This window comes from Ferrimonas sediminicola (assembly GCF_005116715.1).
GTDB lineage: Bacteria > Pseudomonadota > Gammaproteobacteria > Enterobacterales > Shewanellaceae > Ferrimonas > Ferrimonas sediminicola.
This window is the reverse complement of record NZ_SWCI01000001.1, coordinates 154,225-179,029: the sequence shown is the minus strand read 5'-3', so window position 1 is coordinate 179,029 and position 24,805 is coordinate 154,225. Positions and strand designations below refer to the sequence as shown.

At 62.8% G+C, this 24,805-nt stretch carries 23 protein-coding genes; 13 read left to right on the top strand and 10 right to left on the bottom strand.

Going from position 1 to position 24,805, the window contains the following annotated elements:
- The first annotated feature begins 45 nt into the window (after positions 1-45).
- The 3 genes from FCL40_RS00805 to nrfD are packed head-to-tail and all read left to right on the top strand — an operon-like array spanning position 46 to position 2,134.
- Complete coding sequence (locus FCL40_RS00805) at positions 46-513, top strand: cytochrome c3 family protein (protein ID WP_136850389.1); 468 nt, start codon at positions 46-48, stop codon at positions 511-513.
- Positions 510-1,175, top strand: coding sequence for a 4Fe-4S dicluster domain-containing protein (locus tag FCL40_RS00800; RefSeq protein ID WP_136850387.1), 666 nt, complete (start codon positions 510-512; stop codon positions 1,173-1,175). Before FCL40_RS00805 ends, FCL40_RS00800 begins: the two co-directional genes overlap by 4 nt.
- Positions 1,175-2,134 carry a cytochrome c nitrite reductase subunit NrfD gene (gene nrfD, locus FCL40_RS00795; protein WP_136850385.1) on the top strand — a complete coding sequence of 320 codons (960 nt, stop codon included), beginning with the start codon at positions 1,175-1,177 and terminating at the stop codon, positions 2,132-2,134. The genes FCL40_RS00800 and nrfD overlap by 1 nt, the downstream gene beginning before the upstream one ends.
- A 279-nt stretch (positions 2,135-2,413) precedes the next feature.
- Here the strand turns inward: nrfD and FCL40_RS00790 are convergent, their stop codons facing one another.
- Both FCL40_RS00790 and FCL40_RS00785 read right to left on the bottom strand, forming a co-directional pair.
- On the bottom strand, positions 2,414-2,884 hold the full coding sequence (locus FCL40_RS00790) for an NfeD family protein (protein ID WP_136850383.1): 471 nt from the start codon (positions 2,882-2,884) through the stop codon (positions 2,414-2,416).
- Positions 2,881-3,813 carry an SPFH domain-containing protein gene (locus FCL40_RS00785; protein WP_136850381.1) on the bottom strand — a complete coding sequence of 311 codons (933 nt, stop codon included), beginning with the start codon at positions 3,811-3,813 and terminating at the stop codon, positions 2,881-2,883. The genes FCL40_RS00790 and FCL40_RS00785 overlap by 4 nt, the downstream gene beginning before the upstream one ends.
- A 124-nt stretch (positions 3,814-3,937) precedes the next feature.
- Between FCL40_RS00785 and ubiD the strand changes: the two genes are divergently transcribed.
- Both ubiD and fre read left to right on the top strand, forming a co-directional pair.
- Positions 3,938-5,404 carry a 4-hydroxy-3-polyprenylbenzoate decarboxylase gene (ubiD, locus tag FCL40_RS00780; RefSeq protein WP_136850379.1) on the top strand — a complete coding sequence of 489 codons (1,467 nt, stop codon included), beginning with the start codon at positions 3,938-3,940 and terminating at the stop codon, positions 5,402-5,404.
- Between the two features lie 100 nt (positions 5,405-5,504).
- Positions 5,505-6,200 (top strand): NAD(P)H-flavin reductase, encoded by a 696-nt coding sequence (gene fre / locus FCL40_RS00775; protein ID WP_136850377.1) that lies wholly within the window; start codon positions 5,505-5,507, stop codon positions 6,198-6,200.
- Between the two features lie 69 nt (positions 6,201-6,269).
- Here fre and ubiA read toward each other — a convergent pair whose 3' ends face one another.
- The 5 genes from ubiA to FCL40_RS00750 form a co-directional block, all read right to left on the bottom strand.
- The gene (gene ubiA, locus FCL40_RS00770) at positions 6,270-7,130 is read right to left on the bottom strand and encodes a 4-hydroxybenzoate octaprenyltransferase (protein WP_229360261.1); all 861 of its coding nucleotides are present in this window, start codon (positions 7,128-7,130) and stop codon (positions 6,270-6,272) included.
- Positions 7,131-7,216: 86 nt separating this feature from the next.
- Positions 7,217-8,848 carry a methyl-accepting chemotaxis protein gene (locus tag FCL40_RS00765; protein WP_136850375.1) on the bottom strand — a complete coding sequence of 544 codons (1,632 nt, stop codon included), beginning with the start codon at positions 8,846-8,848 and terminating at the stop codon, positions 7,217-7,219.
- Between the two features lie 107 nt (positions 8,849-8,955).
- Positions 8,956-9,459 carry an aminoacyl-tRNA deacylase gene (locus FCL40_RS00760; RefSeq protein WP_136850373.1) on the bottom strand — a complete coding sequence of 168 codons (504 nt, stop codon included), beginning with the start codon at positions 9,457-9,459 and terminating at the stop codon, positions 8,956-8,958.
- Between the two features lie 175 nt (positions 9,460-9,634).
- On the bottom strand, positions 9,635-11,809 hold the full coding sequence (uvrD, locus tag FCL40_RS00755; RefSeq protein ID WP_136850371.1) for a DNA helicase II: 2,175 nt from the start codon (positions 11,807-11,809) through the stop codon (positions 9,635-9,637).
- Positions 11,810-11,860: 51 nt separating this feature from the next.
- A complete protein-coding gene (locus FCL40_RS00750; protein ID WP_136850369.1) occupies positions 11,861-12,580 on the bottom strand; it encodes an HAD-IA family hydrolase in 720 nt (239 codons plus the stop codon).
- Between the two features lie 80 nt (positions 12,581-12,660).
- Between FCL40_RS00750 and FCL40_RS00745 the strand changes: the two genes are divergently transcribed.
- The 4 genes from FCL40_RS00745 (at position 12,661) to FCL40_RS00730 (ending at position 16,901) form a co-directional block, all read left to right on the top strand.
- Positions 12,661-12,846, top strand: a complete 186-nt coding sequence (locus FCL40_RS00745) for a hypothetical protein (protein WP_136850368.1) — start codon at positions 12,661-12,663, stop codon at positions 12,844-12,846.
- A 112-nt stretch (positions 12,847-12,958) separates the two neighbouring features.
- The gene (locus FCL40_RS00740; protein WP_229360243.1) at positions 12,959-15,160 is read left to right on the top strand and encodes an OmcA/MtrC family decaheme c-type cytochrome; all 2,202 of its coding nucleotides are present in this window, start codon (positions 12,959-12,961) and stop codon (positions 15,158-15,160) included.
- A gap of 100 nt (positions 15,161-15,260) precedes the next feature.
- Complete coding sequence (locus tag FCL40_RS00735; protein ID WP_136850364.1) at positions 15,261-15,593, top strand: DUF2956 domain-containing protein; 333 nt, start codon at positions 15,261-15,263, stop codon at positions 15,591-15,593.
- 174 nt (positions 15,594-15,767) lie between these two features.
- Complete coding sequence (locus tag FCL40_RS00730) at positions 15,768-16,901, top strand: hypothetical protein (RefSeq protein ID WP_136850362.1); 1,134 nt, start codon at positions 15,768-15,770, stop codon at positions 16,899-16,901.
- A 109-nt stretch (positions 16,902-17,010) separates the two neighbouring features.
- Here the strand turns inward: FCL40_RS00730 and FCL40_RS00725 are convergent, their stop codons facing one another.
- Positions 17,011-18,546: a sigma-54 interaction domain-containing protein gene (locus FCL40_RS00725; protein ID WP_136850360.1), complete on the bottom strand. Its 1,536-nt coding sequence runs from the start codon at positions 18,544-18,546 to the stop codon at positions 17,011-17,013.
- A 616-nt stretch (positions 18,547-19,162) separates the two neighbouring features.
- Here FCL40_RS00725 and FCL40_RS00720 point away from each other — a divergent pair.
- From FCL40_RS00720 to FCL40_RS00705, 4 genes are all read left to right on the top strand, one after another.
- Positions 19,163-20,746 carry an HAL/PAL/TAL family ammonia-lyase gene (locus FCL40_RS00720; protein WP_136851341.1) on the top strand — a complete coding sequence of 528 codons (1,584 nt, stop codon included), beginning with the start codon at positions 19,163-19,165 and terminating at the stop codon, positions 20,744-20,746.
- 322 nt (positions 20,747-21,068) lie between these two features.
- Positions 21,069-22,628, top strand: coding sequence for a flavocytochrome c (locus tag FCL40_RS00715; protein WP_136850358.1), 1,560 nt, complete (start codon positions 21,069-21,071; stop codon positions 22,626-22,628).
- A 29-nt stretch (positions 22,629-22,657) separates the two neighbouring features.
- A complete protein-coding gene (locus FCL40_RS00710) occupies positions 22,658-23,056 on the top strand; it encodes a cytochrome c3 family protein (RefSeq protein ID WP_136850356.1) in 399 nt (132 codons plus the stop codon).
- A gap of 228 nt (positions 23,057-23,284) precedes the next feature.
- On the top strand, positions 23,285-23,542 hold the full coding sequence (locus FCL40_RS00705) for a cell division protein ZapB (RefSeq protein WP_136850354.1): 258 nt from the start codon (positions 23,285-23,287) through the stop codon (positions 23,540-23,542).
- Between the two features lie 4 nt (positions 23,543-23,546).
- On the opposite strand, the gene FCL40_RS00700 is transcribed toward FCL40_RS00705, so the two are convergent.
- Complete coding sequence (locus FCL40_RS00700; RefSeq protein WP_136850352.1) at positions 23,547-23,753, bottom strand: DUF1107 family protein; 207 nt, start codon at positions 23,751-23,753, stop codon at positions 23,547-23,549.
- 373 nt (positions 23,754-24,126) lie between these two features.
- The gene (locus FCL40_RS00695; RefSeq protein WP_136850350.1) at positions 24,127-24,738 is read right to left on the bottom strand and encodes a thiol:disulfide interchange protein DsbA/DsbL; all 612 of its coding nucleotides are present in this window, start codon (positions 24,736-24,738) and stop codon (positions 24,127-24,129) included.
- Positions 24,739-24,805 lie beyond the last annotated feature (67 nt).

The following is a 24,805-nucleotide window of genomic DNA, read 5'->3' as shown; positions in this document are numbered from 1 at the left end:
CACCCCGGGCGCCCGCAAGGGCTCCCGCTCTCCCCGGAGGAAATTATGAGAGATCGATATCTGATTTCGATCCTGGTCAGCTGCGCCCTGATCGCCGGGGTGCAGCCCCTGGCCCAGGCGGCAACGGACTCATCGACCCAGTGCCTGCGTTGCCACAAGCGCAACGGCAGCATGGAGGGAGTCCACGCCAGCGTCGGCACCCAGGGGTTGGCCTGCACCAGCTGCCATGGTGACAAGGGGCAACACCCCAAGGGGAAAGCACCGGTCATCACCTATGGGCAGGACAGCGTCACCGAGGTGACGGTTCAGAACCAGCGCTGCGCCCGTTGTCACCAGCCTGGCAAGCTGAGGGCGGCAGACTGGACCCATGATGTCCACCTCAACCAGCTCAGTTGTGCCGCCTGTCACCGGCTGCATCCGGACCGGGATCCCATCCGGGGCATCACTGAAACCCGGCGCACCCAGCTGTGCGTAGACTGTCACGGCGCCCGCAAGGATAAGGAGTCACTATGAGCCTGACCAGAAGAGAGTTCCTGGGGTGCTCCGCCCTCTGTGCCGCCGCCGGTCTGGTGGGCAGCGGCCAGGCCGACGACGCCCCGGTAAACCCGAAGAATTTCGCCCTCATCCACGATGAGACCAAGTGCATCGGCTGCCGCGCCTGTGAACAGGCCTGCCGCAAGGTCAACCAGGTCCCCGAGGGGGTCAACCGTCTCAAGCTGAACATCGACGGTCCCTATCATGCCGAGGAACAACCCTACTACACCTTCACCCGGGAGAGTTGTCAGCACTGCCAGGATGCCCCCTGCATCAGCGTCTGCCCCACCGGCGCCGCCTTTCGCGACAAAGCCACCGGCATCGTCGACGTGGATCCCTTCAAGTGCGTCGGCTGCCAGTACTGCCTGGCCGCCTGCCCCTACCGGGTGCGCTTCATCAACCCGGTCACCAAGGCCGCAGACAAGTGCGACTTCTGCCGCAAGACCAACCTGGCCCAGGGCAAACTGCCCGCCTGCGTCGAAGCCTGCCCCACCGGCGCGCTGATCTTCGGTGATCTCAATGACCGCAACAGCGAACTGGTGGCGGTGCTGCGCAGCGCCCGCACCGTCCGGGACAAGCTGGATCTGGGCACCAATCCCAAGCTGTTCCGCATCCCCAGCCAGAAACCCGGAGTCCTATGATGAGCAACCTCGACAGCGTACTGCACTTCGACACCCTGGTGTGGCACTGGCCCATCGCCATCTACCTGTTCCTGGCCGGCGTCTCCGCCGGCGCCACCCTGGTGGGCATTCTCACCAAGCGCAAGCTGGAGAATAAGGGGCTGCCAGCCCACCACAGCGGCATCGTCCAGGGGGCGGCCGCCGTCGGCCCCCTGGCGATCATGGTGGGGCTGATGCTGCTGGTGTTCGATCTGACCAAGCCCCTGGAGTTCTGGAAGATCATGGTGTTCTACAACCCCACCTCGGTGATGAGCCTAGGGGTTATCGCCGCGTCGCTCTACATCGGCGTGCTCCTGGTGTGGCTGCTGATCGCCTTCGCCGGCCCGCTGCAAAAACTGGATGTGGCCCTGCCCCGGTTCGTCAGGCTGGTGAACTGGCTGTGCCGCCATGCCCGCCCCATCGAGAACGCCCTGGCGGTGTTGGCGATCATCCTGGGAGCCTACACCGGCTTCCTGCTGTCCGCCCTCAAGGGCTACCCCATGCTGAACAACCCGATCCTGCCGATCCTGTTCCTGGTCTCCGGGATCTCCTCCGGCATCGGCGCGGCGATCCTGATGAGCCTGGCCCTGTTCAAGCACAAGCCCACCGATGAGGATATCCACTATGTGCACCACCTGGAGACCCCGGTGGTGATCACCGAGGCCTTCCTGCTGTTTGCCTTCTTCGTCGGCCTGGCGTTTGCGGGCGGACAGAGCCTGGTGGCCGCCAAGGTGGCCCTCGGCGGCGGCTTCTGGTCGGCGATCTTCTGGGGACTGGTGGTGGTCGGCGGCATGATGGTGCCCGCGGCCCTCAACCGCTGGCTGCCGGAACGGATCAAACAGAGCAACGCCATGGTGGTCACCAGTTGCCTGCTGACCCTGATTGGGGTGTTCGCCCTGCGTCACTTCGTCCTCTACGCCGGCCAGATGACCGTGGCCTGAGACAACAACCGATAAGGGCGAGGATGATGAACGCTGAGATCGTGCGCTGGCCGAGTTGAAGGGGGAAACTCACCAGGGAAACCTGGAGTGCGCCGACTGCCACCAGGTGCACAAGGCGCACCCCGCCGGCGAAAGCTGCGGCCACTGCCATGAGTAAGAGTGTAGGAATAGGGCCAGGAGGGCCCCCTCTTTCGAGACTCTCATCACGAGTTTGGCCACCCATCAGGGTGGCCCTTTTTTTGGCCTCGACGGCCGCTGGGCCAAACGGCCAAGGGCGGACTAGCCGCGCTTGGGATCCTTGGCTGTCACCATCAGCAGGGTGCCCTCGACTCGGATGACCCGAGCCTGGGTCCCCTCCTCCAGGATCTCCTCCCCTTCGGAGCGTGCCAGCCAGCTGCTGTCCCCCAGCTTCACCCGCCCGCCTTGGGGCGTGACCCGGGTCAGGATCAGGCAGGAACTGCCCACCAGGGCCCGGGCCCTCTGGTTGAGGCCGCTGCGTTGCCGGCCCAGTCTGTCGCGGCGTCGCTGATAGAGGTACCAGGCCAGGGTAAGGAGCACCGACAGAGTGGCAAACAGCACCCACTGGTTCTCCGCCCGGATATCACTGAGGCGGGCCACCACACTGGTGCTCAGGGCAGCTCCGCCGATCCACAGCAGGTATCCCCCGGCCCCCAGCAGTTCCAGGGTCAGCAGCAACAGCCCCAGGATCAGCCAGTAGGTGGCGTTCATCGACAGGAAGAGATCGATCACGACTGCTTCCTCACGGTCTCAATCAGTTCGGTAATGCCGGCGACGGAGCCCGCCAGACTGCTGCCCTCCATCGGCAACAGCACCAGCTTGCTGGAGTCGGCGGTGCCGATGTTGGCCAGGGCTTCGGTGTACTTCTGGGCGATGAAGTAGTTGATGGCGTTGAGATCACCCTGGGCGATGGCCCTGGACACCGTGGTGGTGGCATTGGCTTCCGCCTCCGCCTGACGCTCCCTGGCCTCCGCCTCCAGGAAGGCGGCCTGGCGCTCGCCCTCGGCGCGCAGCACCGCCGCCTGCTTCTCACCGTCCGCCTTGAGGATGGCGGACTGTTTGACCCCCTCCGCCTCCAGGATCTCGGCACGCTTGGAACGGTCCGCCTTGAGCTGGGCGTTCATCGCCTCGATCAGCTCCCGCGGCGGTGCGATATCCTTGATCTCGATACGGGTGACCTTGACCCCCCAGGGCTGGGTGGCCGCATCCACCACCGCCAGCAGCCGGTCGTTGATCTCGTCCCGGCGGGAGAGCATCTCATCCAGTTCCATGGAACCCAGTACCGTCCTCAGGTTGGTCATTGCCAGATTCTGGATGGCGTTCTCCAGGTCGTTCACCTCGTAGGAGGCACGGGCGGCGTCCACCACCTGGATAAAGGTCACCCCATCGACGGTCACGTTGGCGTTGTCCTTACTGATCACCACCTGGCTGGGGATGTCCAGCACCCGCTCCATCATGTTGACCCTTTTGCCGATGCGGTCGATGAAGGGGACGATAAGGTGCAGGCCGGGCTTCAGGGAGGTGGTGTAGCGGCCGAAACGCTCCACGTTCCACTCGTACCCCTGGGGGATGATCTTCACGGCGGTAAACACCACCACCAGGGCGAAAACCACAAAGATGATGCTGGGACCCAGCAGCTCGATTAGAAGACCTATGTCCATCTCTCTTCCTTATCTCAATGGGTTGTAGGCGGCGACAGCAGGTGCCAGGACCAGTATACTGTGAGGCAATGATGTCATGACCACTTTCGGGAACGATTGCAGTCAGTAATGTAGAGACTATCGCATGAAATTCAGGGATATACGAGAGTTCATCAACCACCTGGAGCAGGAGGGGCAGCTCAAGCGGATCACCGCAGAGGTGGATCCCCACCTGGAGATGACCGAAATCAGCGACCGGGTGCTGCGCGGCGGCGGCCCCGCCCTGCTGTTCGAGAACGTCAAGGACAAGCAGATGCCGGTGCTGGCCAACCTGTTTGGCACCCCCAAGCGGGTGGCCATGGCCCTGGGCCGCGAGGACAGCAGCGCCCTGAGGGAAGTGGGCGAACTGCTGGCCTTCCTCAAGGAGCCCGAGGTGCCCTCCGGCTTCAAGGACGCCATCTCCAAGGTGCCGATGTTCAAGCAGGCGCTGAACATGCCTCCCAAGCGGGTCTCCAGGGCCCCCTGTCAACAGGTGGTGATCAGCGGCGACGACGTGGATCTGACTCAGCTGCCGATCCAGCACTGCTGGCCCGGCGACGTCGCCCCCCTGGTGACCTGGGGCCTGACTATCACCAAGGGCCCCAACCAGAAACGCCAGAACCTGGGGATCTACCGCCAGCAGCTGCTGGGCAGAAACAAGCTGATCATGCGCTGGCTGGCCCACCGTGGCGGAGCCCTGGACTACAAGGATTTCCAGGATAAGCACCCGGGGGAGCGCTACCCGGTGTCCGTGGCCCTGGGCTCGGATCCGGTCACCATCCTAGGGGCCGTCACCCCGGTGCCGGACGCCATGAGTGAGTACGCCTTCGCCGGCCTGCTGCGGGGTGAGCGCACCGAGGTGGTCAAGTCGGTCAGTAACGACCTGGATGTGCCCGCCCACAGCGAGATCATTCTCGAGGGCTACCTGGAGCCCGGCGAGGAGGCGGAGGAGGGCCCCTACGGCGACCACACCGGCTACTACAACGAGGTAGAACGCTTCCCGGTGTTCACCGTCACCCACATCACCATGCGCCGGGACGCCATCTACCACAGCACCTACACCGGCCGGCCGCCGGATGAACCGGCAATGCTGGGGGTGGCGCTGAACGAGGTGTTTGTCCCCATCCTCAAGAAGCAGTATCCGGAGATCGAGGACTTCTACCTGCCCCCGGAGGGGTGCAGCTACCGGATGGCGGTGATCACCATCAAGAAGCAGTATCCCGGCCACTCCAAGCGGGTGATGATGGGGGCCTGGAGCTTCCTGCGCCAATTTATGTACACCAAGTTCATCATCATCTGTGACGACGACGTCAACGCCCGCGACTGGAACGACGTCATCTGGGCCCTGACCACCCGGGTGGATCCCAGCCGGGACACCCTGATGGTGGACAATACCCCCATCGACTATCTGGACTTCGCCTCGCCAGTGGCCGGGCTGGGCTCAAAGATGGGCATCGACGCCACCAACAAGTGGCCCGGGGAGACCGAGCGCGAATGGGGCGAACCCATCGTCATGGATGACGAGGTGAAACGGCGGGTGGATGAGCGCTGGGCCGATCTCGGCATCGATTAGCCCGATCGAAAATATCCTACTGCCGCCCTGGGGCATTGCTGGCCCCAGGGTCAACGTTCGCGCTACAATGCGCGCACCCCGGAATAAGAATGAGAACTCAATGCAAAGGATCAGCTGTAAGATCGCGTCGGTGACCCCCTTCTGCGATACCGTTTTCAAGGTCATCCTCACCCCGGAGCAACCGGTCCAGTTCAAGGCGGGCCAGTACCTGACGGTAGTGATGGACGACGAGGACAAGCGCCCCTTCTCCATCGCCTCCACGCCGCTGGACGCCAGCCAGATTGAGCTGCACATCGGCGCTTCGGTGGCAGAGAGCTACGCCATGCAGGTGATCGAGCGCCTCCAGGCGAACGACAGCATCGAGGTGGAGCTGGCCTTCGGTGACGCCGTTCTGCGCCAGGAGAGCGACCGCCCCAGGCTGCTGGTGGCCGGCGGCACCGGCTTCTCCTACATCAACGCCATCATGGAGACCCTGATCGCCCAGGGGGACACCACCACCACGTTCCTCTATTGGGGGTGTCGCGACCGGGCGGCGATGTACCTGGCCGACAAGGTGCAGCAGTGGGCCAGCACCCTGCCCCATCTGACCTTCGTGCCGGTGTTCGACCAGGCGGTTGAGGGTGAGCGTCAAGGCACGGTGATCGATGCGGTCTGCAGCGACTTCGTCGGGCTGGGGGAGTACGACATCTACATCGCCGGCCGCTTCGAGATGGCCGGAGCCGCCCGTGAGGCGTTCCGCCAGCACGGCGTGAATGAAGCCCACCTCTACGGCGATGCCTACGCCTTTATGAAGTAGTGCTGCGCGACTTAAGCACCAAAAAAACACCGCCGGTTGGCGGTGTTTTTTGTCTTGGGAGCCCCTGGCTCAGCTGAGGGCGTAGTTGGCCACCACCCCGGTAAACAGCGCCAGGCCGGCCCAGTTGTTGTTGAGGAACGCCTTGAAGCACATGGCCCTGTCCCGATGACGAATCAGCCAATGCTGATAGAGGAACAGCGCCGCCATGGCCGTCATGGCCAGGTAGTAGGGCCAAGCCAGCCCCAAGCGCCCTCCCAGAGTCAGCAGCAACCCCAGGCAGACCAGTTGCAACAAAGCGATGATCCGCCTGTCCCAGCGGCCGAACCAGATGGCGGTGGAACGGATCCCCACCTTGAGATCATCCTCCTTGTCGACCATGCCGTACATGGTGTCGTAGGCCACGGTCCAGCACCAGTGGGCCAGGAACATGATCCAGGCTTCCGCCGGCACCGAGTTGGTCTGGGCGGCAAAGGCCATGGGGATCGACCAGCTCCACACCACCCCGAGCACCATCTGCGGGCCGGGGAAGAAACGCTTGGTGAAGGGGTAGATGACCGTCAGGGCGATCCCGACGAAGCTCATCATGATGGTCAGGGTGTTGAGGGTAAGCACCAGCGAGAAGCAGATCAATCCCAGCACCACAAACAGCGCCAGTGCCTCCCAGGCCTGCAGCTCGCCGCTGGCCAGGGGGCGTCCCCTGGTCCGCTCCACATGCCCATCCAGATCCCGGTCGGCGTAATCGTTGATGATGCAGCCATTGGCCCGGGTCAGCCAGACACCAATAAAGAACACCAGCAGCACCCGGGTCTCTGGGGCACCGTCGTGGGCCGCCAGCCAGATGGCGGAGAGGGTGGGCCACAGCAACAGGAAAGTTCCTATGGGGCGATCCAGCCTGGCCAGCCTCATGTAGGGCCCCAGGCGATCACGCATAACGGCTAACATCATCCGTGCACGGTCTCTGATGGTTTCAACTGTGGCCATTATGCGTGATCCAGATCAGATTTTACAGCGGCTTACTAGCCACTGAAGCTGAATCTCTGCAACTGGTTCTGCAATGACGCGGCATGATCCAGCAGCGCCTGGCTCTGCCTGGCCACCTGCTCCGCCTGCTGTCCCACTTCGTTGCCCGACTCGTTGGCACGGATCAGGTTCTGGTTGATCTCCTCGGCCACGGCGCTCTGCTGCTCCGAGGCGGTGGCGATCTGGCCGGCACGATCATTGGCATCCCGGATGCGGGTCACCACCTGCTCCAGCTCCTGGGCCATCGTCTTGCTTTCGGCGGCACTGTCACTGGCCAGGGTGGTGCAGCTGCCCATCGCCTCCACGGAGACCAGGGCCCCCCGCTGCAGGGTTTCGATGGTGCTCTGCACCTGGGAAGTGGACTCCCGGGTTCGGGCCGCCAGCCCGCGCACCTCATCCGCCACCACGGCAAAGCCCCGCCCCTGCTCACCCGCCCGGGCCGCCTCGATGGCGGCGTTGAGCGCCAGCAGGTTGGTCTGCTCAGAGATGCCGTTGATCACCTCGGTGATCTCGCTGATCGCCTGGACCCCCTGGTGCAGTTCGCGGATGCGGTCGGCACTGGCACTGACGCTCTGGGCCAGCTCGTTGATCCTCGCCTCGGCCTGGTGCATACGCTGCTGCCCCTGCTCGCTGCTGTCGCTGGCGGCGTGGGTGGTGGCGGCAGTCTGCTCGGCGTTGTGGGCCACATCACCAATGGTGTGACTCATCTCATTGACCGCGGTGGCCACCTGCTGCAGCTGGGACTGCTGCTCTTCGATGGAGTGACGGCTGGCCTGGGCGGAATCCGCCAGGGCCAGGGCCTGCTCCTGGGCGTCGGTGGCGGTGAGCTTCACCTCGGAGAGGACCTTCACCAGAGATTGGCGCATCTTGCCCAGGGCCTGGGCAAGATGACCCAGTTCATCCCGGCGGTCGTGCAGATGGCTGTCCTTATCGCCGAGGTCACCGTCGGCCATGGCATCACAGGCCACCTCCAGCTCGTGGATGGCGGTGGCGATGTCCCGGCGGACAAAGTGGCTGACCAGCTGGGTCACCGCGGTGGCGATCAATGACACCCAGATCAGCCGGATCACCAGATCCCAGAACAGGGCCTGACCGTCGGCGTGTTCGATGCCGGCGCCAATCACCCAGTTCCACTGCTGATCCCGCATCACGTAGGCGGTCTTCTCCACCGGTTCGCCGTTGTCCCCCTTCAGGCTGTACTTCAGGAAACCCTCGCCGGGGCCGCGCCCCAGGTTGACCATTTCCTGCCAGAAGGGAACTCCGTTGAGATCGGTCTCCCGGGAGATATCCTGTCCCAAGGCGTCCTGGCGATGGGGGTGGGCCAGCAGGGTGCCGTCGCTCCCCAGAACCCAGAAATAGTGCTTACCCTCAAACCTCAGCTGGGTCAGGGCCGCCAGCGCCCGGCTCTTGGCATTCTCCTCGCCCAGCTCCGCCGCCTGCCCCTGGTAGAAGGTCACCAGGGAGTGGGCCTGGTCAAGGTGTCCCTTTAAGGCCTGGTCGGTGGCATCGTTGATGCGGCTTTTCAGGAGATTGGCGGCAAACACCAGCAGCCACAGGGTGGCGATAATGGAGAGGATAACCAGCAGCCACAGCTTCTTGCTGATTGAAATTCGTTTCAGTAACAGCACTTTAATATCTTCCTTGAGAAACGTGTTATCGAAAAATACACGCTTCTCAAGGAGGGGTACTGATCTGGATCACGGCAGTAACAACTTCGCAGTAATCCTGCCCCGGACTACAGCCAACGTCGCTGACCGTAATCCAGCGTCGGCTGCACGCTGAAGCGGCCATGACGGTCCTTACCCATCACCTTGTCGAAGGCCGGCTTCTCCAGCTGCACCAGCAGCTGGTGATCGCCCGCCTCGAAGTAAACCCTCTCCTGATCCGACAGGGCGTCGTCCACCACCACCGGTAGGTTATAGGCCTGGCCCAGGGCGGGCAGGGCACCGAACTGGCAATCGGGGAAGCTGCGGGCGGCCTCCACCTCCTCCATCAGGCTGAAATCGCGCTCCATGATCTCACCCAGGCGCTTGAGGCGGATGCGACGGTCGGCGGGCAACACCGCCATCAGGTGGCGGCCCTCGTGATCTTGCAGCATCACCGCCTTGGCCACCTGCTGTTTCGGGATGCCGGCGCTGATGGCGGACTGCAGGGCAGATTCGGTGTAGGGGTGCGACACCACCTTGAAGGGGATGCCTTGTTGATTCAGGTAGTCACTGACGCTGATGGCAATGCCCATGTCCCTTCCTCCTCCCAAGGAAAACCTCTCCTTAAGTGTAGGGCGTGGGGGCCTGGGATGGGGACTTTTGCGCCAATCTTTGTTGGCCGCGCCCCCCTGGCAGCCCGGCTCCGGGGGATGGCGTCCGGCGTCCTGAGCCAGGGAGTGACAAGCCGCGACGGGCAACCGCCGCCGGTCAGGCCGGCTGCAGTCGGGCGTAGGCGACCACCAGCCACTTGATCCCCTGGCCGTCGAACGCCACCTGAACTCGGCTCTGGGGACCGGTGCCCTCGTAGTTGATGATCACCCCGTCGCCGAACTTGGGGTGACGCACCCGCTGCCCCAGCTTGAAACCGGTGTTGTCGAAGCTCTCCTGGGTGCGGCTGAAGCGATTCACCGACTGGGCCTGGCTCACCTGGGTCTGGGGCCGGATCTGTTCCAGATACTGCTCGGGGATCTCGCTGAGGAAGCGGGAGGCCTTGGCGAAGGTCTCCCGGCCGTAGATGCGGCGGCTCTCGGCGTAGGTGAGGTAGAGCTTCTCCATCGCCCGGGTCATCCCCACGTAACAGAGGCGACGCTCCTCCTCCAGGCGATCCCCCTCCTCTACCGCTTTCTGGCTGGGAAACATCCCCTCCTCGACGCCGCAGATGAACACCAGGGGAAACTCCAGCCCCTTGGCGGAGTGCAGGGTCATCATCTGCACCGCGTCCTCGCTGTCGCTGGCCTGATTCTCCCCCGCCTCCAGGGCGGCATGAGCCAGGAAGGCGTTGAGCTCGCTCATCTCGTCCGCCTCCTCCGGCTTCTCGAAGGTACCGGCGGCGGTCACCAGCTCCTGCAGGTTCTCCACCCTGGCCTGGCCCTTCTCCCCCTTCTCCTGCTCATACATGCTCTTGAGGCCGGAGTGCTGGATCACCTGGTCCGCCGCCAGCTTGAGGCTGAGATCCCGGGTATCCTCCTCCAGTTCCTCCACCAGGGAGAGGAAGCCGCGCACGGCGTTGGCGGCGCGGCCGGAGAGCGCCTTCTCGTTGAGCAGCTGCTGGCAGGCGCGCCACAGGGAGAGGCCGTGCTGACGGGCGGTGGTGCGCAGGATATCCAGGGTACGATCGCCGATGCCCCGGGCCGGGGTGTTGACCACCCGCTCAAAGGCGGCGTCGTCGCCACGGTTGGCCACCAGCCTCATATAGGCCAGGGCGTCCTTGATCTCCTGGCGCTCAAAGAAGCGCAGGCCGCCATAGATGCGGTAGGCCACCTGCTGATGCAGCAGTGCCTCCTCAAGCACCCGCGACTGGGCGTTGGAGCGGTAGAGCACGGCGCAGTCGGACAGTGCCCCGCCCTGCTCCAGGTGCTGGCGGATGCGGCTGACGATGAAGCGCGCCTCCTCCAGTTCGTTGAACGCCTGGAAGATGGAGATCAGTTCGCCGTCACGCCCCTCGGTCCACAACTCCTTGCCCATGCGCTCGGCGTTGTTGGCGATCAGGGTGTTGGAGGCGGCCAGGATGTTACCGGTGGAACGGTAGTTCTGCTCCAAGCGGATCACCTGGGAACCGGGAAAGTCGTCGAGGAACTTGGAGAGGTTCTCCACCTTGGCCCCCCGCCAACCATAGATGGACTGATCATCGTCACCGACGATCATCACGTTGCTGGTGTTCCCCGCCAGCAGGCGGATCCAGGCGTACTGGATGGCGTTGGTGTCCTGGAACTCATCCACCAGCAGGTGGCGGAAACGTCCCTGGTAGTGGGCCAGGATATGGGGGTGGTTGAGCCACAGCTCATGGGCGCGCAGCAGCAGCTCGGCAAAATCCACCAGGCCGGCCCGGTCACACGCCTCCTGGTAGGTGGTGTAGATGCGCAGCAGGGTCTGCTCCATGGGGTGATGGCCGGCATCGATGTGCTTGGGACGCAGGCCGTCATCCTTCTTGGCGTTGATGTAGCCCATCGCCTGCCTGGGCGGCCAGCGCTTCTCATCCAGGTCCAGGCTCTTGAGGATGCGGCGAATCATCCGGTACTGGTCATCCGCGTCCAGGATCTGGAACCCCTCGGGCAGGCCCGCCTCCTGATGGTGGGCCCGCAGCAGTCGGTGCGCCAGACCGTGGAAGGTGCCAATCCACATACGGTTCATCGGCCCACCCACCAGGGATTCGATGCGGCCACGCATCTCCGCCGCCGCCTTGTTGGTGAAGGTCACCGCCAGGATGGCGAAGGGGCTCTCCCCTTGGTCATTGAGCAGCCAGGCGATGCGGTGGGTCAGTACCCGGGTCTTACCGCTTCCCGCCCCCGCCAGCACCAGCAGCGAACCGGGGGCCGACTCCACCGCCGCCCGCTGCTTGTCGTTGAGCGAGTCAAGAAGGGGGTGTGGGTTGGCTGCTGTCATGATGGGGGCTCCGCGGGTAAAAAGGGCACTATACCAAAAAATACTGAATATTTAACCAGTGCTCGGCAGCTGAAGCAGCTCGTCCAGGCGACTGAAGGCGAAGGTGGGCAGGCTGAGCCCCAGTGGACGAACGGCCTGGCCATAGGGAGGCGTTAACCAGCCACTCTGGCAGCCGATGCGGTTGGCCCCCTGGATGTCGGTCCCGGGATGATCGCCGACGTGCAGCAAGGATTCGGGGGCGATCGCCAGGCGGGCCAGCGCCACCGCAAAGAGATCGCTGTCCGGTTTCATCCGCCCGTCGGGACCCGCATGGACGCTGAATTGGAACGGGGCATCCGGCCAGAAGCGGGCCAGGTTGGCATTGCCGTTGGTGATCGCCACCAGGGGCCGGGTCCGGGCGAGGGTGTCCAGGGTCCGCTTCACCTCATCGGTGACGGCAATCTCCGAGCGCCACTCCAGGAAGAGGGCCATGGCGCCATCCGCCAGCTCCCGAGCCTCACGGGGGCGGCTGCCCAGGGTGATCAGCCCCCGCTCCAGGGTGTGATGACGCAGCCTGGTGGTGTCGTGCCGCAGCTGCGGCTGCTCTGCCAGCCTCGCCCGCTTCTGGCTGGTCCACCAGCTCCCATCGGCCGCCGCCGCACCGGCATGCCTGCCGAGCCAGTCCAACAGCCTGGATTCCGCCGCCAGCAACACCGGCTTGTTGTCGTAGAGGGTATCGTCCAGGTCGAAGCTGATCGCTTCGAAGGGACGCAGGCGGCGATAAAACTTCATGGAACTCCCGACAGACGGCTAGGCTGATGACCTAGGATACTCCGGCCCGCCGGGGCCCCAAAATAAAAAAGTGGCCCGGGGTGGCGCCCCCCGCCGAACGGGACGTTCAGCGCAGCGGCAGCGACGCTCTCTTCACCGCCGACGATGAGGATCAGCAGGTGGACGACCAGCCGCTCTCCGGCGGCAACTGCGCCTACCGGCGCTGGCTACCGGACGGATACCGCTGCTGCCACCCGCAGCTGACCGCCGGCGACGTACCCGACTAAAAAGGTAAGCTATTTATTCTCCAATTTTTTTTAAGGTTGTCTCTGTCGCAATGAACGGGTCTCAACTACTTTTTAGTTGGTCCTCCCTATAAGGAAAACAAGGAGAGTAATGATGAGTTTCTGGAACCGCTTAGGGCTTGCCGTGCTGGTAGGCTCCACCTTGATGCTGGGCGCCTGTGACGGCGACGACGGCGCCGACGGTGCACAAGGACCAGAGGGGCCTGCCGGGCCTCCCGGCGATCCCGGCCTCCCCGCCGACGACTTTACCCGGGGGGCGGAGATCGCCTCCGACGTCACCCTGACCCTGGAGAGCATCACCGTCACCGGCACCGACCCCTTTGCCCTGGCCTTCAGCGCCACCGGCAAGAACCGCCGGGGTGAGACCGTCCCCCTGGTCGGCCTCTCCCGCATCGCCCTCTATGTGATCAACCAGGCCAGCAATGACGGCGACCTCGGGGCGCCGGTGCAGTGGTTTAACCACGCCCAGGAGAACGAGTTTGGCACCTCCATGTTTTGCACTCCCACCGGCACCGCCAGCTCCCGGGGCAACGAGGTGAACGCCTGCACCCTGGTGGAAGACCCGGATAATCCCGGCCACTACACCGGCAGCTGGAGCCACGACGGCAACGCCCCGGTGGTACTCGCCGACGGCGATGCCAACGCCCTGCACCGGGTGGTGATCCGCGCCTACGACCTGGTCAACGACGAGGGGGAAACGCTGGAAGACAAGGTGCTCTCCGCCCCGGCGGATTTCATCCCCGCCACCGGTGAGACCGCCACCTCGGTGAAGGACAGCGTGGCCAGCGCCGCCTGTATTCAGTGCCACGGCGCCCTGGAGGGGTACCCCGAGGGGGATGAGCGCTTCGCCTACGTCTCCCGCCACGGAAACTACCAGAAGGTGGAGCAGTGCGTCGCCTGCCACACCCCGGCACTGGGCAGTGCCGACTTTGCGCCGATGATCCATGGCATCCATGCTGGCCGCCGCGACGGCTTCGAAGAGGTGGGGTTCCCCGGCGAACTGTTCCAGTGCCGCCACTGCCACGGCGAGATGGACAGCTGGCAGGCCAACGTCTGGGGCCAGGCATGCCAGGGATGTCACACCAGTGAAGCGGCCGCCAACCACATCACCGCCGTGGGCAACGATCGCAGCTGCAACACCTGTCACGGCGCCGATGCTCCCCCCGCCGGTCCCGGGCTACCGGGCCCGGTGGCGGACAGCCATAGGCCGATGCGCCGCGCCGCCATGGAGGACACCCCCGGCATGGCGTTCGAGTTTACCGGCGCAACGGTCAGTGACAACGGCCTAGACGACGACCTGAGCACCCTGACGGTCACCGCCAACCTCACCTTCAACGGTGCACCGGCGGCAGACGACTTCGACTTTACTCCCTACATGACCAACACCGGCCGGGGGATCCTGCTGGGCAATGTGGCCGTCGACGGCGTGGTCACCCGCATCACCACCCTGGATATCCACGGGGACAGGGTCAGTCTCACCGGAGGGGTGCTGACGGTGGCCAAGGACCTGGCGGACGCCAGCCTGACCGGCACCGTCTACCTGACCGCCGAGGTGCAGTTCTGTGGCGAGGCGGGGATGGCCATGCCCTGTGAAGCGGACGGCACCGGCTACGCCAACCAGGCCCCGGTCGCCTACTTCAACCTGGATGGCGGCGAGGCGCTCCTGGCTCGCCACAGCCAACCGGAGCGGGTGACGGTTACCGAAGCCAACTGCAACAGCTGTCATGAGAACCTGACCCATGTGAAGGGCACCCATGGCGCCAGTGAGTTTACCCAGTGCATGCACTGCCACAACAGCACCTGGGCGGGCTCCTTCCATCCAGAGGTGAACCTGGTGAACGACGACGGCACCTTCACCACCGTGCCCGGCCTGACCTACAGCAACCGGGACCTGGTGACCGTGGTACACCGCTACCACAGCGGCGCCTGGGACAACGAAGAGGCCCACGGCGTCTACCTCGACGGCGACGCCGAGCTCGAGGGTTACCCCAGTGCCATCAACGACTGCGGCGCCTGTCACACCCCGGGCCAGTCGCTGTTTGCCGCCGACGGCGGCCTGACCTCCGGTAAACGGGCCATCGCCATCGGTACCGACCAGTACGTGACACCGGTCGCCGCCAGTTGCCGCGCCTGCCACGCCCACTCAGGTCAGGCAGCCATGGCCCACTTCGAGAGCATGGGCGCCACGGTGGACAGCAGTCCCGACACCAGCCCCAACCTGCCGGTGGAGAGCTGTGCCACCTGCCACGGCGAGGGTAAGGAGTTCGGCATCGACATCGTGCACAAGGGCCACTAATCCCACCCAGCGAGTCATAGGGCCCCCGACGGGGCCCTCTTTTTTGCCTCGGCCCGCCGTTGGGGTACACTGCCCCCCTGGTTTCAACAACAGGTTCGTTATGAGTAGGAAACAGAAGGAGACGGTCTCGCCGCAGGTGGCATCCGAGGCGGAGCGGATCGCGCGGTCCACCCAGAAGCCGGGCCAGACCAAGGAGCAGACCCGGCTGATCGCCAAGGGGATCGAGAAGGGGATCGCCGAATACAAAAAGCGGGAGAAGGCCAAGGCCCGGGAGAGAGACAAGGCGAGGAAGCGCCAGATCAGGGCCAAAACCAGCGTCGAGAACAGTCCCGCCGCCGAGGCTGAATCCACCCACTCAGCCCACCCCCCCCTGCCCTGGATCCTGCTGGCCCTCAGCTGGGCCGGGTTCGCCGCCTACCTGGCGCTGTTCTAGTCCGTCGCGTTGAAATATCGTTAAGATCACGAGATATCGCGATCCCTGGATCACCATATCTCGTCATTCCCCTTGGCAACTCAAACAATCCAGGTTTAAACGGTGCTTTTTCCTCTTTGGCACGCCCCCTGCTCACTATTTACCACAACAACAAACCCTCTATAGGTAAATATGATGAAGCCCATGCGTTTGACCAAATCCGCCTTGGTGATCTCCGCCCTGTTCTCCTCCATGTTTGCAATGAATGCAGCGGCAGAAGATGGCATGAATATCGGCGGTTCCGTTCGTGTTAATTACGGCCTTCGCTTTTACGATGACCAGCAAAAAGACAAGGGCGGAGATTTTAATTTCGACGTTCTGACCCTGAAATTTGACGGCACTCACGGAAAATGGGGACTCTCCAGCGAATACCGCTTCGCCTCCGGCAAGCACTTCATCAAGTGGGGCTATGGCTACTACCAGATGAATGACGATCTGCAGATCCAGCTGGGTGTGAACAAGACCCCCTTCGGCAACCCGGGCTTCATCTCCAACAGCTGGTGGTTCGGCCTGCCCTACTACCTGGGCTTCGAGGATGACTTCGATGTGGGGGCCAAGGCGGTTCACCACAGCGGCGCCCTGACCACCGAGTTGGGTTTCTACAAGAACGGCGAGTACAACTCCGGTGACAACAAGGCCTACGCCCCCGACATCTACAACGGCGTGGTCAACGGTGCCGAGTACAATAATCAGGAAACCAACCAGCTGAACCTGCGCCAGGTATACGATTACCAGAATGGTGAACTGACGGTGAAAGCCGGCTACTCCCTGGAGTATGGCCAGATCTACAACACCAAGACCGAGAAGAACGGCGATCGCTACGCCGTGGCGCTGCACATGGACGCCGGCTACCAGGGCTGGAAGCTGCAGCTGCAGGCGATGCAGTATGAGTTCGATGCCGAGAACCCGGAAGGCATGGACAACAACAAGATTGGCCTGGGCGGCGCCGGCTGGCAGTATGAGGTGGCCTCCAAGGCCCAGATCTACTCCTTCAACATCGCCAAGACCATCCCCACCAGCTTCGGCAGCATCAAGTTCTACAACGACTTCGGCATGCTGACGCCGGATGTGGACGACGCCAGCTTCGATGACAGCTTCCAGAACGTCACCGGTGCCGCCATCTCCGCCGGTCCCATCTACATCATGGCCGACTTCATCCAGGGTAAGAACATGACCTTCTCCACCAAGATGGATGACCATGTCGGCCTGCCCCAGGCGGGTGACGGCTGGGACCAGCGTATCAACATCAACTTCGGCTACTACTTCTAAACCGAACGCCCCCTGTTCAATTTTCCTGACCCTGTTGCCACCGCTTCGCGCGGTGGCTTTTTTATAGGGAAAAGCCGGGCAACTGCCCGGCTTTTCCATGGCTGAGAGACTACATCAGCCCCAACTTCTTCATCCGGCTGCGCAGGGTGTTGGGGTGGATCTGCAGCCGCTCGGCGGCGCCCCCTGGCCCGTGAATCTTGCCACCGGTCAGCCGCAATGCGTGTTCGATGTACTTGGCGGTCATGGTGTCCAGAGGCACCAGGTGATCCCCGGCGCGGCTGGGATCGATCACCACGGTCTCCCCTCCCGCCACCACCGGCACCCGGTCATGCTGCCCCGGCGCCAGGAAGTCGAACTGCAGCGGCCCGCCCCTGGACTGGATCATCGCCCGCTCCACCGCGTTAACCAGCTCGCGGACATTGCCGGGCCAGTCGTAGTTCTGCAACCGGGAGAGCTGCTCCGGGGCGATGCTGGGCAGTCGCTCCAGCTTGAAGCGCACCCGGAACTGCTCCAGCAGGTGGTGCACCAGCAGTGGCACGTCTCCACGACGCTGGCGCAGGGCCGGAATGGCGATGGGGAACACGTTGAGGCGATACCAGAGATCTTCGCGGAACTCCCCGGCGCGGACCATCTGCTGCAGATCCCTGTGGGTCGCCGCAACCACCCGGATATCCAGCTCCACCGGTTCTACGCCCCCCACCCGGACAATGGTCCGGCTCTGCAGCACCCGCAACAGCCGCACCTGGGCGGAGAGAGGCAGCTCTCCCAGCTCATCCAGGAAGATGGTGCCGCCGTTGGCCTGCTCGAAGTAGCCCTGCTTGCGCTTCTCCGCCCCGGTGAAGGCGCCCTTTTCGTAACCGAACAGCTCGGAGTCGATCAGGCTGTCGGGGATGGCGCCGCAGTTCACCTTGACGAAGGGACGCCCGGCGCGGACGGAGCGCACATGGATGGCATTGGCGATCACCTCCTTACCGCTGCCGGTCTCTCCCTGGATCAGCACGGTGCTGTCCAGCGGGGCGATCGCCTCCACCTGCTCCATCACCTGCTTGAGGCCGGCATGGGCGCCGATCACCTCATCCCGGCTGTCCATGGTGCGGCGAAGGCTGCGGTTTTCCGCTTCCAGTTGTGCCTTCTCCGCCAGCAGGTTACGCCCCTGCAAGTTGAAGGCGGTCACCATGGCGAGGGGCTGGTGCAAAGCCTGCAGCAGATCCCCGTGACGGGGGCGGAAGCTGTGCTCCTGGTGGGAGTAGAGCCCCACCACCCCCAGGTGGAAATCGTCGCAACGCATCCGCAGCAGCATCACCGACTTGGCGTCGGGGATCAACTGCGACAGCACATGGTGAGTGACGCTGTCCTGTTCTATGGCGTTGAGAATGCGGATGGGCGGACGTTCCCGATCGGTCAACCCTTCACACATCTCCGGGGTCAGGGCGATGCGCCGATCCAGCAGCTGTCCGCCGGTGGCATTGGCGTGAGCCAGCATCTGAATCTCCTGGCTCTCGGCCATGAAGATGTTGATGTAGATGCCATCGACCGGGATGTGATCCGTCAGGTACGCCAGGCAGGAGTGGAGCGACGCCTCAAGCTGCAGGCTGCCCGATAGCCGCTGGGTCACCTCATAGAAAAAACGCAGTTCGGAAGACATGGAAAGGCTCGGCCAGTTACGAAGTGCCGTAATGGTAGGGCAGCGGCGCGGCGCAAAATGGGGGCGAAGTCATGGATTTCGAGCTAGTACGGCAGCGAATATTTAAAAATGACACCTCCTTATCATTTTCATACCGCCTTAATTCGGCGCTCGCTTAATTGAGTTCTTATATATCTCTATTTTTTGCGCTTATTATCTTTCCGGGACAAATTGAAACCTGGCGGAGATCACAGTTTCATTTTTCTGGGAATGAACCCCCAAAGTAAGAGTTTTTATGATATCGTTCACAGCATTCCATTGCGGTGGCTTATTCCTTTCCTGGGAGAATGCCACACTCCCTCCCCAACAGACCCACTGGTTAGATTTCGTAGATAACCACGATATCCAGTAAATCGGGATACGATATCTCGTAGCTCGAGGTCGCCGATCATAGTTCTGAGGCCAAAAGCCCCCTTTGGCACGGCTGGCACACTAGCTGCAACCTGCAGGGCAAGAGACACGGGGACGCCCCTGTCCGCCGCAGACTAACAATAGATAAGCTGGAGATAGTGAAGTGAAAGCTGTAACGAGTAAAGTCGCACTTGCCCTTGCCCTTAGCCTGAGCGCCGGTGGCGCCATGGCCAAGGAGACCATCGCCCTGAACGGTTTCGACATGACCCTGGATCAAGCCTGGGCCATCGCCAAAGGTGACGCCAATGTGGACATCGCCAACCAGGCCCACAAGCGTCTGGACAAGGCGTTCGACACCCTGATGACCGCCGCGCGCCTGGGCAAGCCCGTTTACGGCCTGACCGTAGGAGTGGGCCTGAACAAGGACCACAAGCTGTTCGACGCCTCCGGCGAGATGACCGAGGAAGCCCTGAAGGCCTCCCGCGAGTTCCAGTACAACGCCCTGCGCGCCCACTCCGCCGCGGTAGGTGAGCCGATGCCCGCCGAGCTGGTGCGTCTGGGCATGGTGGTTCGCCTGAACACCCTGCTGCACGGTCAGACCGGCGTCCAGCCGGTGGTCGCCGACCTGTACGAAGCCTACCTGGACAACGACATCGTTCCCGTGATCCCCTCCAAGGGCACCGTGGGCGAAGCGGACATCCTGATGGCTTCTCACGTGGGTCTGGCGATGCTGGGCGAATGGGAGGTGTACTACAAGGGTGAGCGCATGAGCTCCTCCGAGGCGATGAAGCAGGCCGGCATCAAGCCCCTGTCTCCCATTGGCAAAGACGCCCTCTCCATCCTGTCCAACAACTCTTTCGCCACCGCCTACGCCATGAAGGCGCTGAAAGATTCCGAACAGGTTCTGAACGTGGCCCCTACCCTGTTCGGCCTGTCTCTGGAAGGCCTGAACGGCAACGTGGCGCCCTTCCTGCCCCAGACCAACGACGTACGCCCCTTCCCCTATGTTCAGGCCACCGCCGACACCATCCTCAACAAACTGGACGGTTCCTACCTTTGGGAGCTGAACCAGGATCGTCCCCTGCAGGATCCTCTCTCCTTCCGCACTTCCGGTTACACCTTCGCCATGGCAGAGAAGGCCGCCGACGAGCTGGAGAAGATGCTGAGCATCCACATCAACGCCTCCGACGACAACCCGGCGGTGGTGCTGAACCCGGGCAAGGAGTACGTCAACAAACCCCAGGTGGCCAAGTACCTGATCGACGGTAAGGGCGGTGTCTTCCCCACCACCAACTTCAACCCCCTGCCGGTGGCCATGGCGGTTCAGCAGCTGAGCGTGGCGATGACCCAGGTGTCCCACAACTCGGTGATGCGCACCACCCGTCTGTCCGACGACCACTTCACCCACCTGCCCCGCTTCCTGACTGCGCCAGGCAACGTGGGTCACGCCTTCGGTGCCGTACAGAAGGCCTACGTGGACCTGCACGTCCGCAACAAGCAGCTGGCTCAGCCCGTGAGCTTCGAGGGTGTGGCCATCGCCGGCAACATCGAGGACACCTTCACCAACCTGAAGCTGGCCTCCGACAACCTGATCCAGATTGCCGACAACATGAGCTACATCTTCGGCCTTGAGCTGTTCCACTCCGCCCAGGCCATCGACCTGCGCAAGATGGACAACCCCAAGCTGATGCTGGGCAAGGACACCGGCAAGATGTACAAGGAGTACCGCAAACTGGTGAAGTTCGTAGATAAGGACCGCGCCTACACTCCTGACTTCCAGGCTTCCTCCGAGTTTGTGAAGGCTTACTAAGCGTCTCTATCTCACCCGATCAAGCCGGCCCCTGGGCCGGCTTTTCCGTTTGCTGCGATCACCATATCTCATATTCCAGCGATCCCCGACGCAATTGATCCCTTCCCGAGTGAAACGCCTTTTCCATTCCACCCCCTCCGCGCCCGAAAAGCACTCCAATACCTCGTAATGGATCACCATATTTCGTAGCCCCTAAAGCCGACATTTCGTGCTTGTGTGGGGTGGCTCATAGATCCGGCCCTTTTCGCTTTGCCAGGGCAGGGTGGCACGGCCACTGCAATATCCGGGCATCACTTTGCCAAGGTGCACTGGAGAATTAACTATGAGTCACCCACACAACACCAACCCCTCCCGCCGGGCGCTGCTGAAGCAGGGCGCCGCCCTGGCCGCCGGCGTTGGCGGCCTGATGGTCGCCGGCCCCACCATCGCCGCCCCCAGAGCGACCCCGGCCCCCAAGTTCGACGAGATCTTCGACATCATCGTGGTCGGCTCCGGCTTCGCCGGCATGTCCGCCGCAGTGCAGGCCGCCGAAGAGGGCGACAAGGTGCTGGTGATCGACAAGATGCCGGTCTTCGGCGGCAACTCCACCATCAACGGCGGTGCCATGGCGGTGGCCGGCTCCGACCACCAAGCCAAGGCCGGCATCGAGGACAGTGTCGAGCTGATGGTGTCCGACATGCTCACCTCCGGTCGCGGCATGAATGACGTGGAGATGCTGAAGCTGGTGTGTGACGGCACCGCCGAGTCTGCCCGCTGGCTGGAGAGCTACGGCACCGTATGGAAGCCGTTCGTCCAGCACTTCGGCGGCCACTCCCTGCCCCGGGTCCTTCAGACCCGTGAAAGCTCCGGGGCCGGCATCATCCGCCCCTTGATCGCCGCCGCCAAGAAGGCGGGGGTCACCATGTACAAACAGACCAAGCTGATCGAGTTCGTCCAGGATGGACAGCAACGGGTTGTCGGTGTCAAAGTGAAGAGCGGCTACTTCTTCCCCAAGGAGAAGAGCGGAAGCGACAAACTGCTGGGCGCCCGCAAGGGGGTGATCATGGCCACTGGCGGCTTCGGCCGCGACATCCCCTTCCGCCAGATGCAGCAGCCCAGGCTGACCTCCGAGCTGGACTCCACCAACCACCCCGGCGCCAACGCCGATGCCCTGAAGCAGATGATGCTGATCGGCGCCAACCCCATCCACCTGGACCAGATCCAGCTGGGACCCTGGTCCTCCCCCGATGAGAAGGGGTTTGGTACCGCCTCCCAGTTCAACACCGCCGCCACTTACCAGAATGGCATCGTGGTGGACGTGCGCACCGGCGAGCGTTTCTTTAACGAGCTGGCCGACCGCAAGGCCCGGGCGGAAGCGATCATGACCCGTCGCGACGACCAGGGTCAGCCCGTCTACCCCATCGGCTTCACCAACGAAAAGGGCGCGGCCAAGGCCCAGACCCTGGAGTGGGGCCTGAAGTACGACGTGATCAAGAAGGCGGACACCCTGGATGATCTGGCCGGGCTGTATGGCATCCCCGCCGACAAGCTGAAGGCGCAGGTGGCCCAGTGGAACCAGTTCGTCCGCGACGGCGAGGACAAGCAATTCGGCCGGCCGCTGATGCAGGCGTTCGAGCTCACCGAAGGCCCCTGGTACGCGGTGCGTATGTGGCCCAAGGTGCACTACTGCATGGGCGGGGTGCGGGTGAACACCCACTCTCAGGTGCTGCATCTGATCTCCGACAAGCCAATCGCCGGCCTGTACGCCGCCGGCGAAGCCACTGGCGGCATCCACGGCGCCTCACGACTGGGTGCCTGCGCCGTGGCCGAAGGCGTGGTCACCGGACGCAACGCTGCCCGCAGTGCCGTCAAAGCTGACGCCCTGTCCCTGAAACTGGCCTGAGTAGAGCCCTAATGAACACCGGAGTTACCATGTCCAAAGCCTATACCTCCATTGCGGCCCTGCTGGTTACCGCCGCCCTGGGGCTGTCCCTACCCGCCATGGCCACCAAGATGCCGATGAAGTCCTACCACAAGGAGATCTTCAGCGATGCTCAGGGCAACGTGGAGTGCAGCAGCTGTCACGGCGACAGCAAGCCCTACACCATCCCTTCAGAGGAGGCGTGCCTCACCTGCCACGGCAGCAGGGAGGAGTTGGCGGAACAGACCCAGCGCCCCGGTCACGGCGCCGCCTATGAGCCCAACCCCCACGACAGCCTGCACTATGGTCAGGATCTCAGCTGCGTCTACTGCCACGCCCAGCACAAGAAGACCCAGGTGTACTGCAACCACTGCCACGAGTTCAAATATCCGCAGCTCAAGCGGCGCTGAGGCGAAGGGGCGGCAAGCCCCGGAACCGCCATCATCACTGCGTCGATGCCCACTTCGGTGGGCATTTCTCGTTGCAACGACCACTTTTTGAACGAACCTCGGGGCGAGGCGGGAAACGGCGGGCCTATCCGGCCCCTGACGACAAGAGAGGGGGGCGAAATACCGTGATCAGCGCCGCAGGCACTGCTAGAATCGGACTCTGTTCAACCCCTTAAGCAGTAAGGTCCTATGAGCTTAGATCTATTAGACAAACTGGAGTCTCGCGTTCAGAGTGCGCTGGAGACCATTGAACTTCAGCAGATGGAGTTGGAGGAGGAGCGCGGTCGCGCCCAGGAGCTGGCCGACAAGGCCACCGAACTGGAGCAGCGCAACCGCGAGCTGGAGCAGGAGCTTCAAGCCTGGAACAGCAAGGCGGCAGGATTGCTCAGCCGCCTCTCCCAGGCAGACGACAACCAGCCAGCCCCGGGCCTGAGCGAGCTGGCCTAAGGCATTATCCGGCTGCTGCGGCCTCGAGCTGCAGCAGTCCGTTCAGTTCATTGATCACCTCCCGCACCTTAGGCAGCGAATGCCTGGGCATGATGAATCGCCCCGCTTTGAACTCCAGCCGGCCGATGTGTTTGATCAGCACCACTCCATCCCTGAAAACCCTGGCGTGCTTGGCAATCATCCTCGGTGCGTAGATTGGGAAAATTCTCACCGTCAAATTCCTTGTTATATTCTGGCTGACGTAAGGTATCAGACCGCGGCAATTGTATTTGGTTTTATCCGCAATACAACGTACTGCGAAAAGATAAACCCAGAGGGATCCGTAGCGATTCTTTGACGCCCCTCCATTTGGCAAGATGTTGCCACCTTGTTATCTTTCCTGACGCAGTGTTCCTGACCGCGGACACCGGCAGCCCGTACCACGCCCTCGAGGGGTATGGGGCTGAGAGGCTGTGGAGGTCGGTTCCGCCTTTTCGATCGGTGTTTCACCGATCTTTTTTTGCCCTCACAATTTGCATACAATATTCCGAGACAATCGTTAACAAAAAGGGCGCCCCCAGGCGCCCTTGCAACCACCTACCGGATCACTCCTGCAGCTTCGCCAGGTAGTTCACCAGCTCCGCCAGCTGTTCGGCACTCTCCAGGCCGCCCATCTCCACCTGGTACTTGCCGTTGACGATCAGCGCGGGCACGCCGCGGATGCCGGAGTCCATCTGCTCCTTCTTCCACTTCTTCACCTTTGCGTTGACCATAAAGCTATTGAGGGCCTTGTCGTACTGGTCTGCATCGACGCCGTTGTCCACAAACAGCTGCTTGATGTCGGCACCGGTGGCAAACTGCTTGCGGGCATCGTGAATGGCGGAGAACAGCGGCTTCTTCACCTTGTCGCCCACCTTGAGGGTCTGCATCACCGCCAGAGCCTTGGTCATCTCAATCCCCATGGGACCACCAATGAAGTCGACATGTTTCTGCTCGAACTTGATCGCCGGGTCCAGATCCCGCTTCAGGTTGGGCAGGTGCACCTTCTCAAAGGTGTAGCAGTGGGGACAGTAGAAGGAGAAAAACTCGGTGACCGTCGGCTGACCCTGTACCTTGGCCTGGCTGACCACCTTGTAATGGGTGCCCTCTTCAAACTGGACGGCCAGTGCCATGGGCGTCAGCACCAGGGCCAAGAGGATTGTGAATAGCTTCTTCATAGTCTCTGCTCAATCTCACTAAGTTGAATAGGAATTACTGTGCCACAGCACAGGAGAAAAGGGTACT

What these genes read in the sequence shown, in the direction of transcription:
- FCL40_RS00785 (WP_136850381.1), bottom strand. Translation starts at nt 3,813, where the DNA reads ATGGACATAGGTCTTCTAATCGAGCTGCTGGGTCCCAGCATCATCTTT.
- FCL40_RS00715 (WP_136850358.1), top strand. Translation starts at nt 21,069, where the DNA reads ATGAGTCACCCACACAACACCAACCCCTCCCGCCGGGCGCTGCTGAAG.
- nrfD (WP_136850385.1), top strand. Translation starts at nt 1,175, where the DNA reads ATGAGCAACCTCGACAGCGTACTGCACTTCGACACCCTGGTGTGGCAC.
- FCL40_RS00805 (WP_136850389.1), top strand. Translation starts at nt 46, where the DNA reads ATGAGAGATCGATATCTGATTTCGATCCTGGTCAGCTGCGCCCTGATC.
- FCL40_RS00740 (WP_229360243.1), top strand. Translation starts at nt 12,959, where the DNA reads ATGAGTTTCTGGAACCGCTTAGGGCTTGCCGTGCTGGTAGGCTCCACC.
- ubiD (WP_136850379.1), top strand. Translation starts at nt 3,938, where the DNA reads ATGAAATTCAGGGATATACGAGAGTTCATCAACCACCTGGAGCAGGAG.
- FCL40_RS00760 (WP_136850373.1), bottom strand. Translation starts at nt 9,459, where the DNA reads ATGGGCATTGCCATCAGCGTCAGTGACTACCTGAATCAACAAGGCATC.
- FCL40_RS00725 (WP_136850360.1), bottom strand. Translation starts at nt 18,546, where the DNA reads ATGTCTTCCGAACTGCGTTTTTTCTATGAGGTGACCCAGCGGCTATCG.
- fre (WP_136850377.1), top strand. Translation starts at nt 5,505, where the DNA reads ATGCAAAGGATCAGCTGTAAGATCGCGTCGGTGACCCCCTTCTGCGAT.
- FCL40_RS00695 (WP_136850350.1), bottom strand. Translation starts at nt 24,738, where the DNA reads ATGAAGAAGCTATTCACAATCCTCTTGGCCCTGGTGCTGACGCCCATG.
- FCL40_RS00800 (WP_136850387.1), top strand. Translation starts at nt 510, where the DNA reads ATGAGCCTGACCAGAAGAGAGTTCCTGGGGTGCTCCGCCCTCTGTGCC.
- FCL40_RS00735 (WP_136850364.1), top strand. Translation starts at nt 15,261, where the DNA reads ATGAGTAGGAAACAGAAGGAGACGGTCTCGCCGCAGGTGGCATCCGAG.
- FCL40_RS00750 (WP_136850369.1), bottom strand. Translation starts at nt 12,580, where the DNA reads ATGAAGTTTTATCGCCGCCTGCGTCCCTTCGAAGCGATCAGCTTCGAC.
- FCL40_RS00720 (WP_136851341.1), top strand. Translation starts at nt 19,163, where the DNA reads ATGGCCAAGGAGACCATCGCCCTGAACGGTTTCGACATGACCCTGGAT.
- FCL40_RS00705 (WP_136850354.1), top strand. Translation starts at nt 23,285, where the DNA reads ATGAGCTTAGATCTATTAGACAAACTGGAGTCTCGCGTTCAGAGTGCG.
- ubiA (WP_229360261.1), bottom strand. Translation starts at nt 7,130, where the DNA reads ATGCGTGATCGCCTGGGGCCCTACATGAGGCTGGCCAGGCTGGATCGC.
- FCL40_RS00730 (WP_136850362.1), top strand. Translation starts at nt 15,768, where the DNA reads ATGAAGCCCATGCGTTTGACCAAATCCGCCTTGGTGATCTCCGCCCTG.
- uvrD (WP_136850371.1), bottom strand. Translation starts at nt 11,809, where the DNA reads ATGACAGCAGCCAACCCACACCCCCTTCTTGACTCGCTCAACGACAAG.
- FCL40_RS00710 (WP_136850356.1), top strand. Translation starts at nt 22,658, where the DNA reads ATGTCCAAAGCCTATACCTCCATTGCGGCCCTGCTGGTTACCGCCGCC.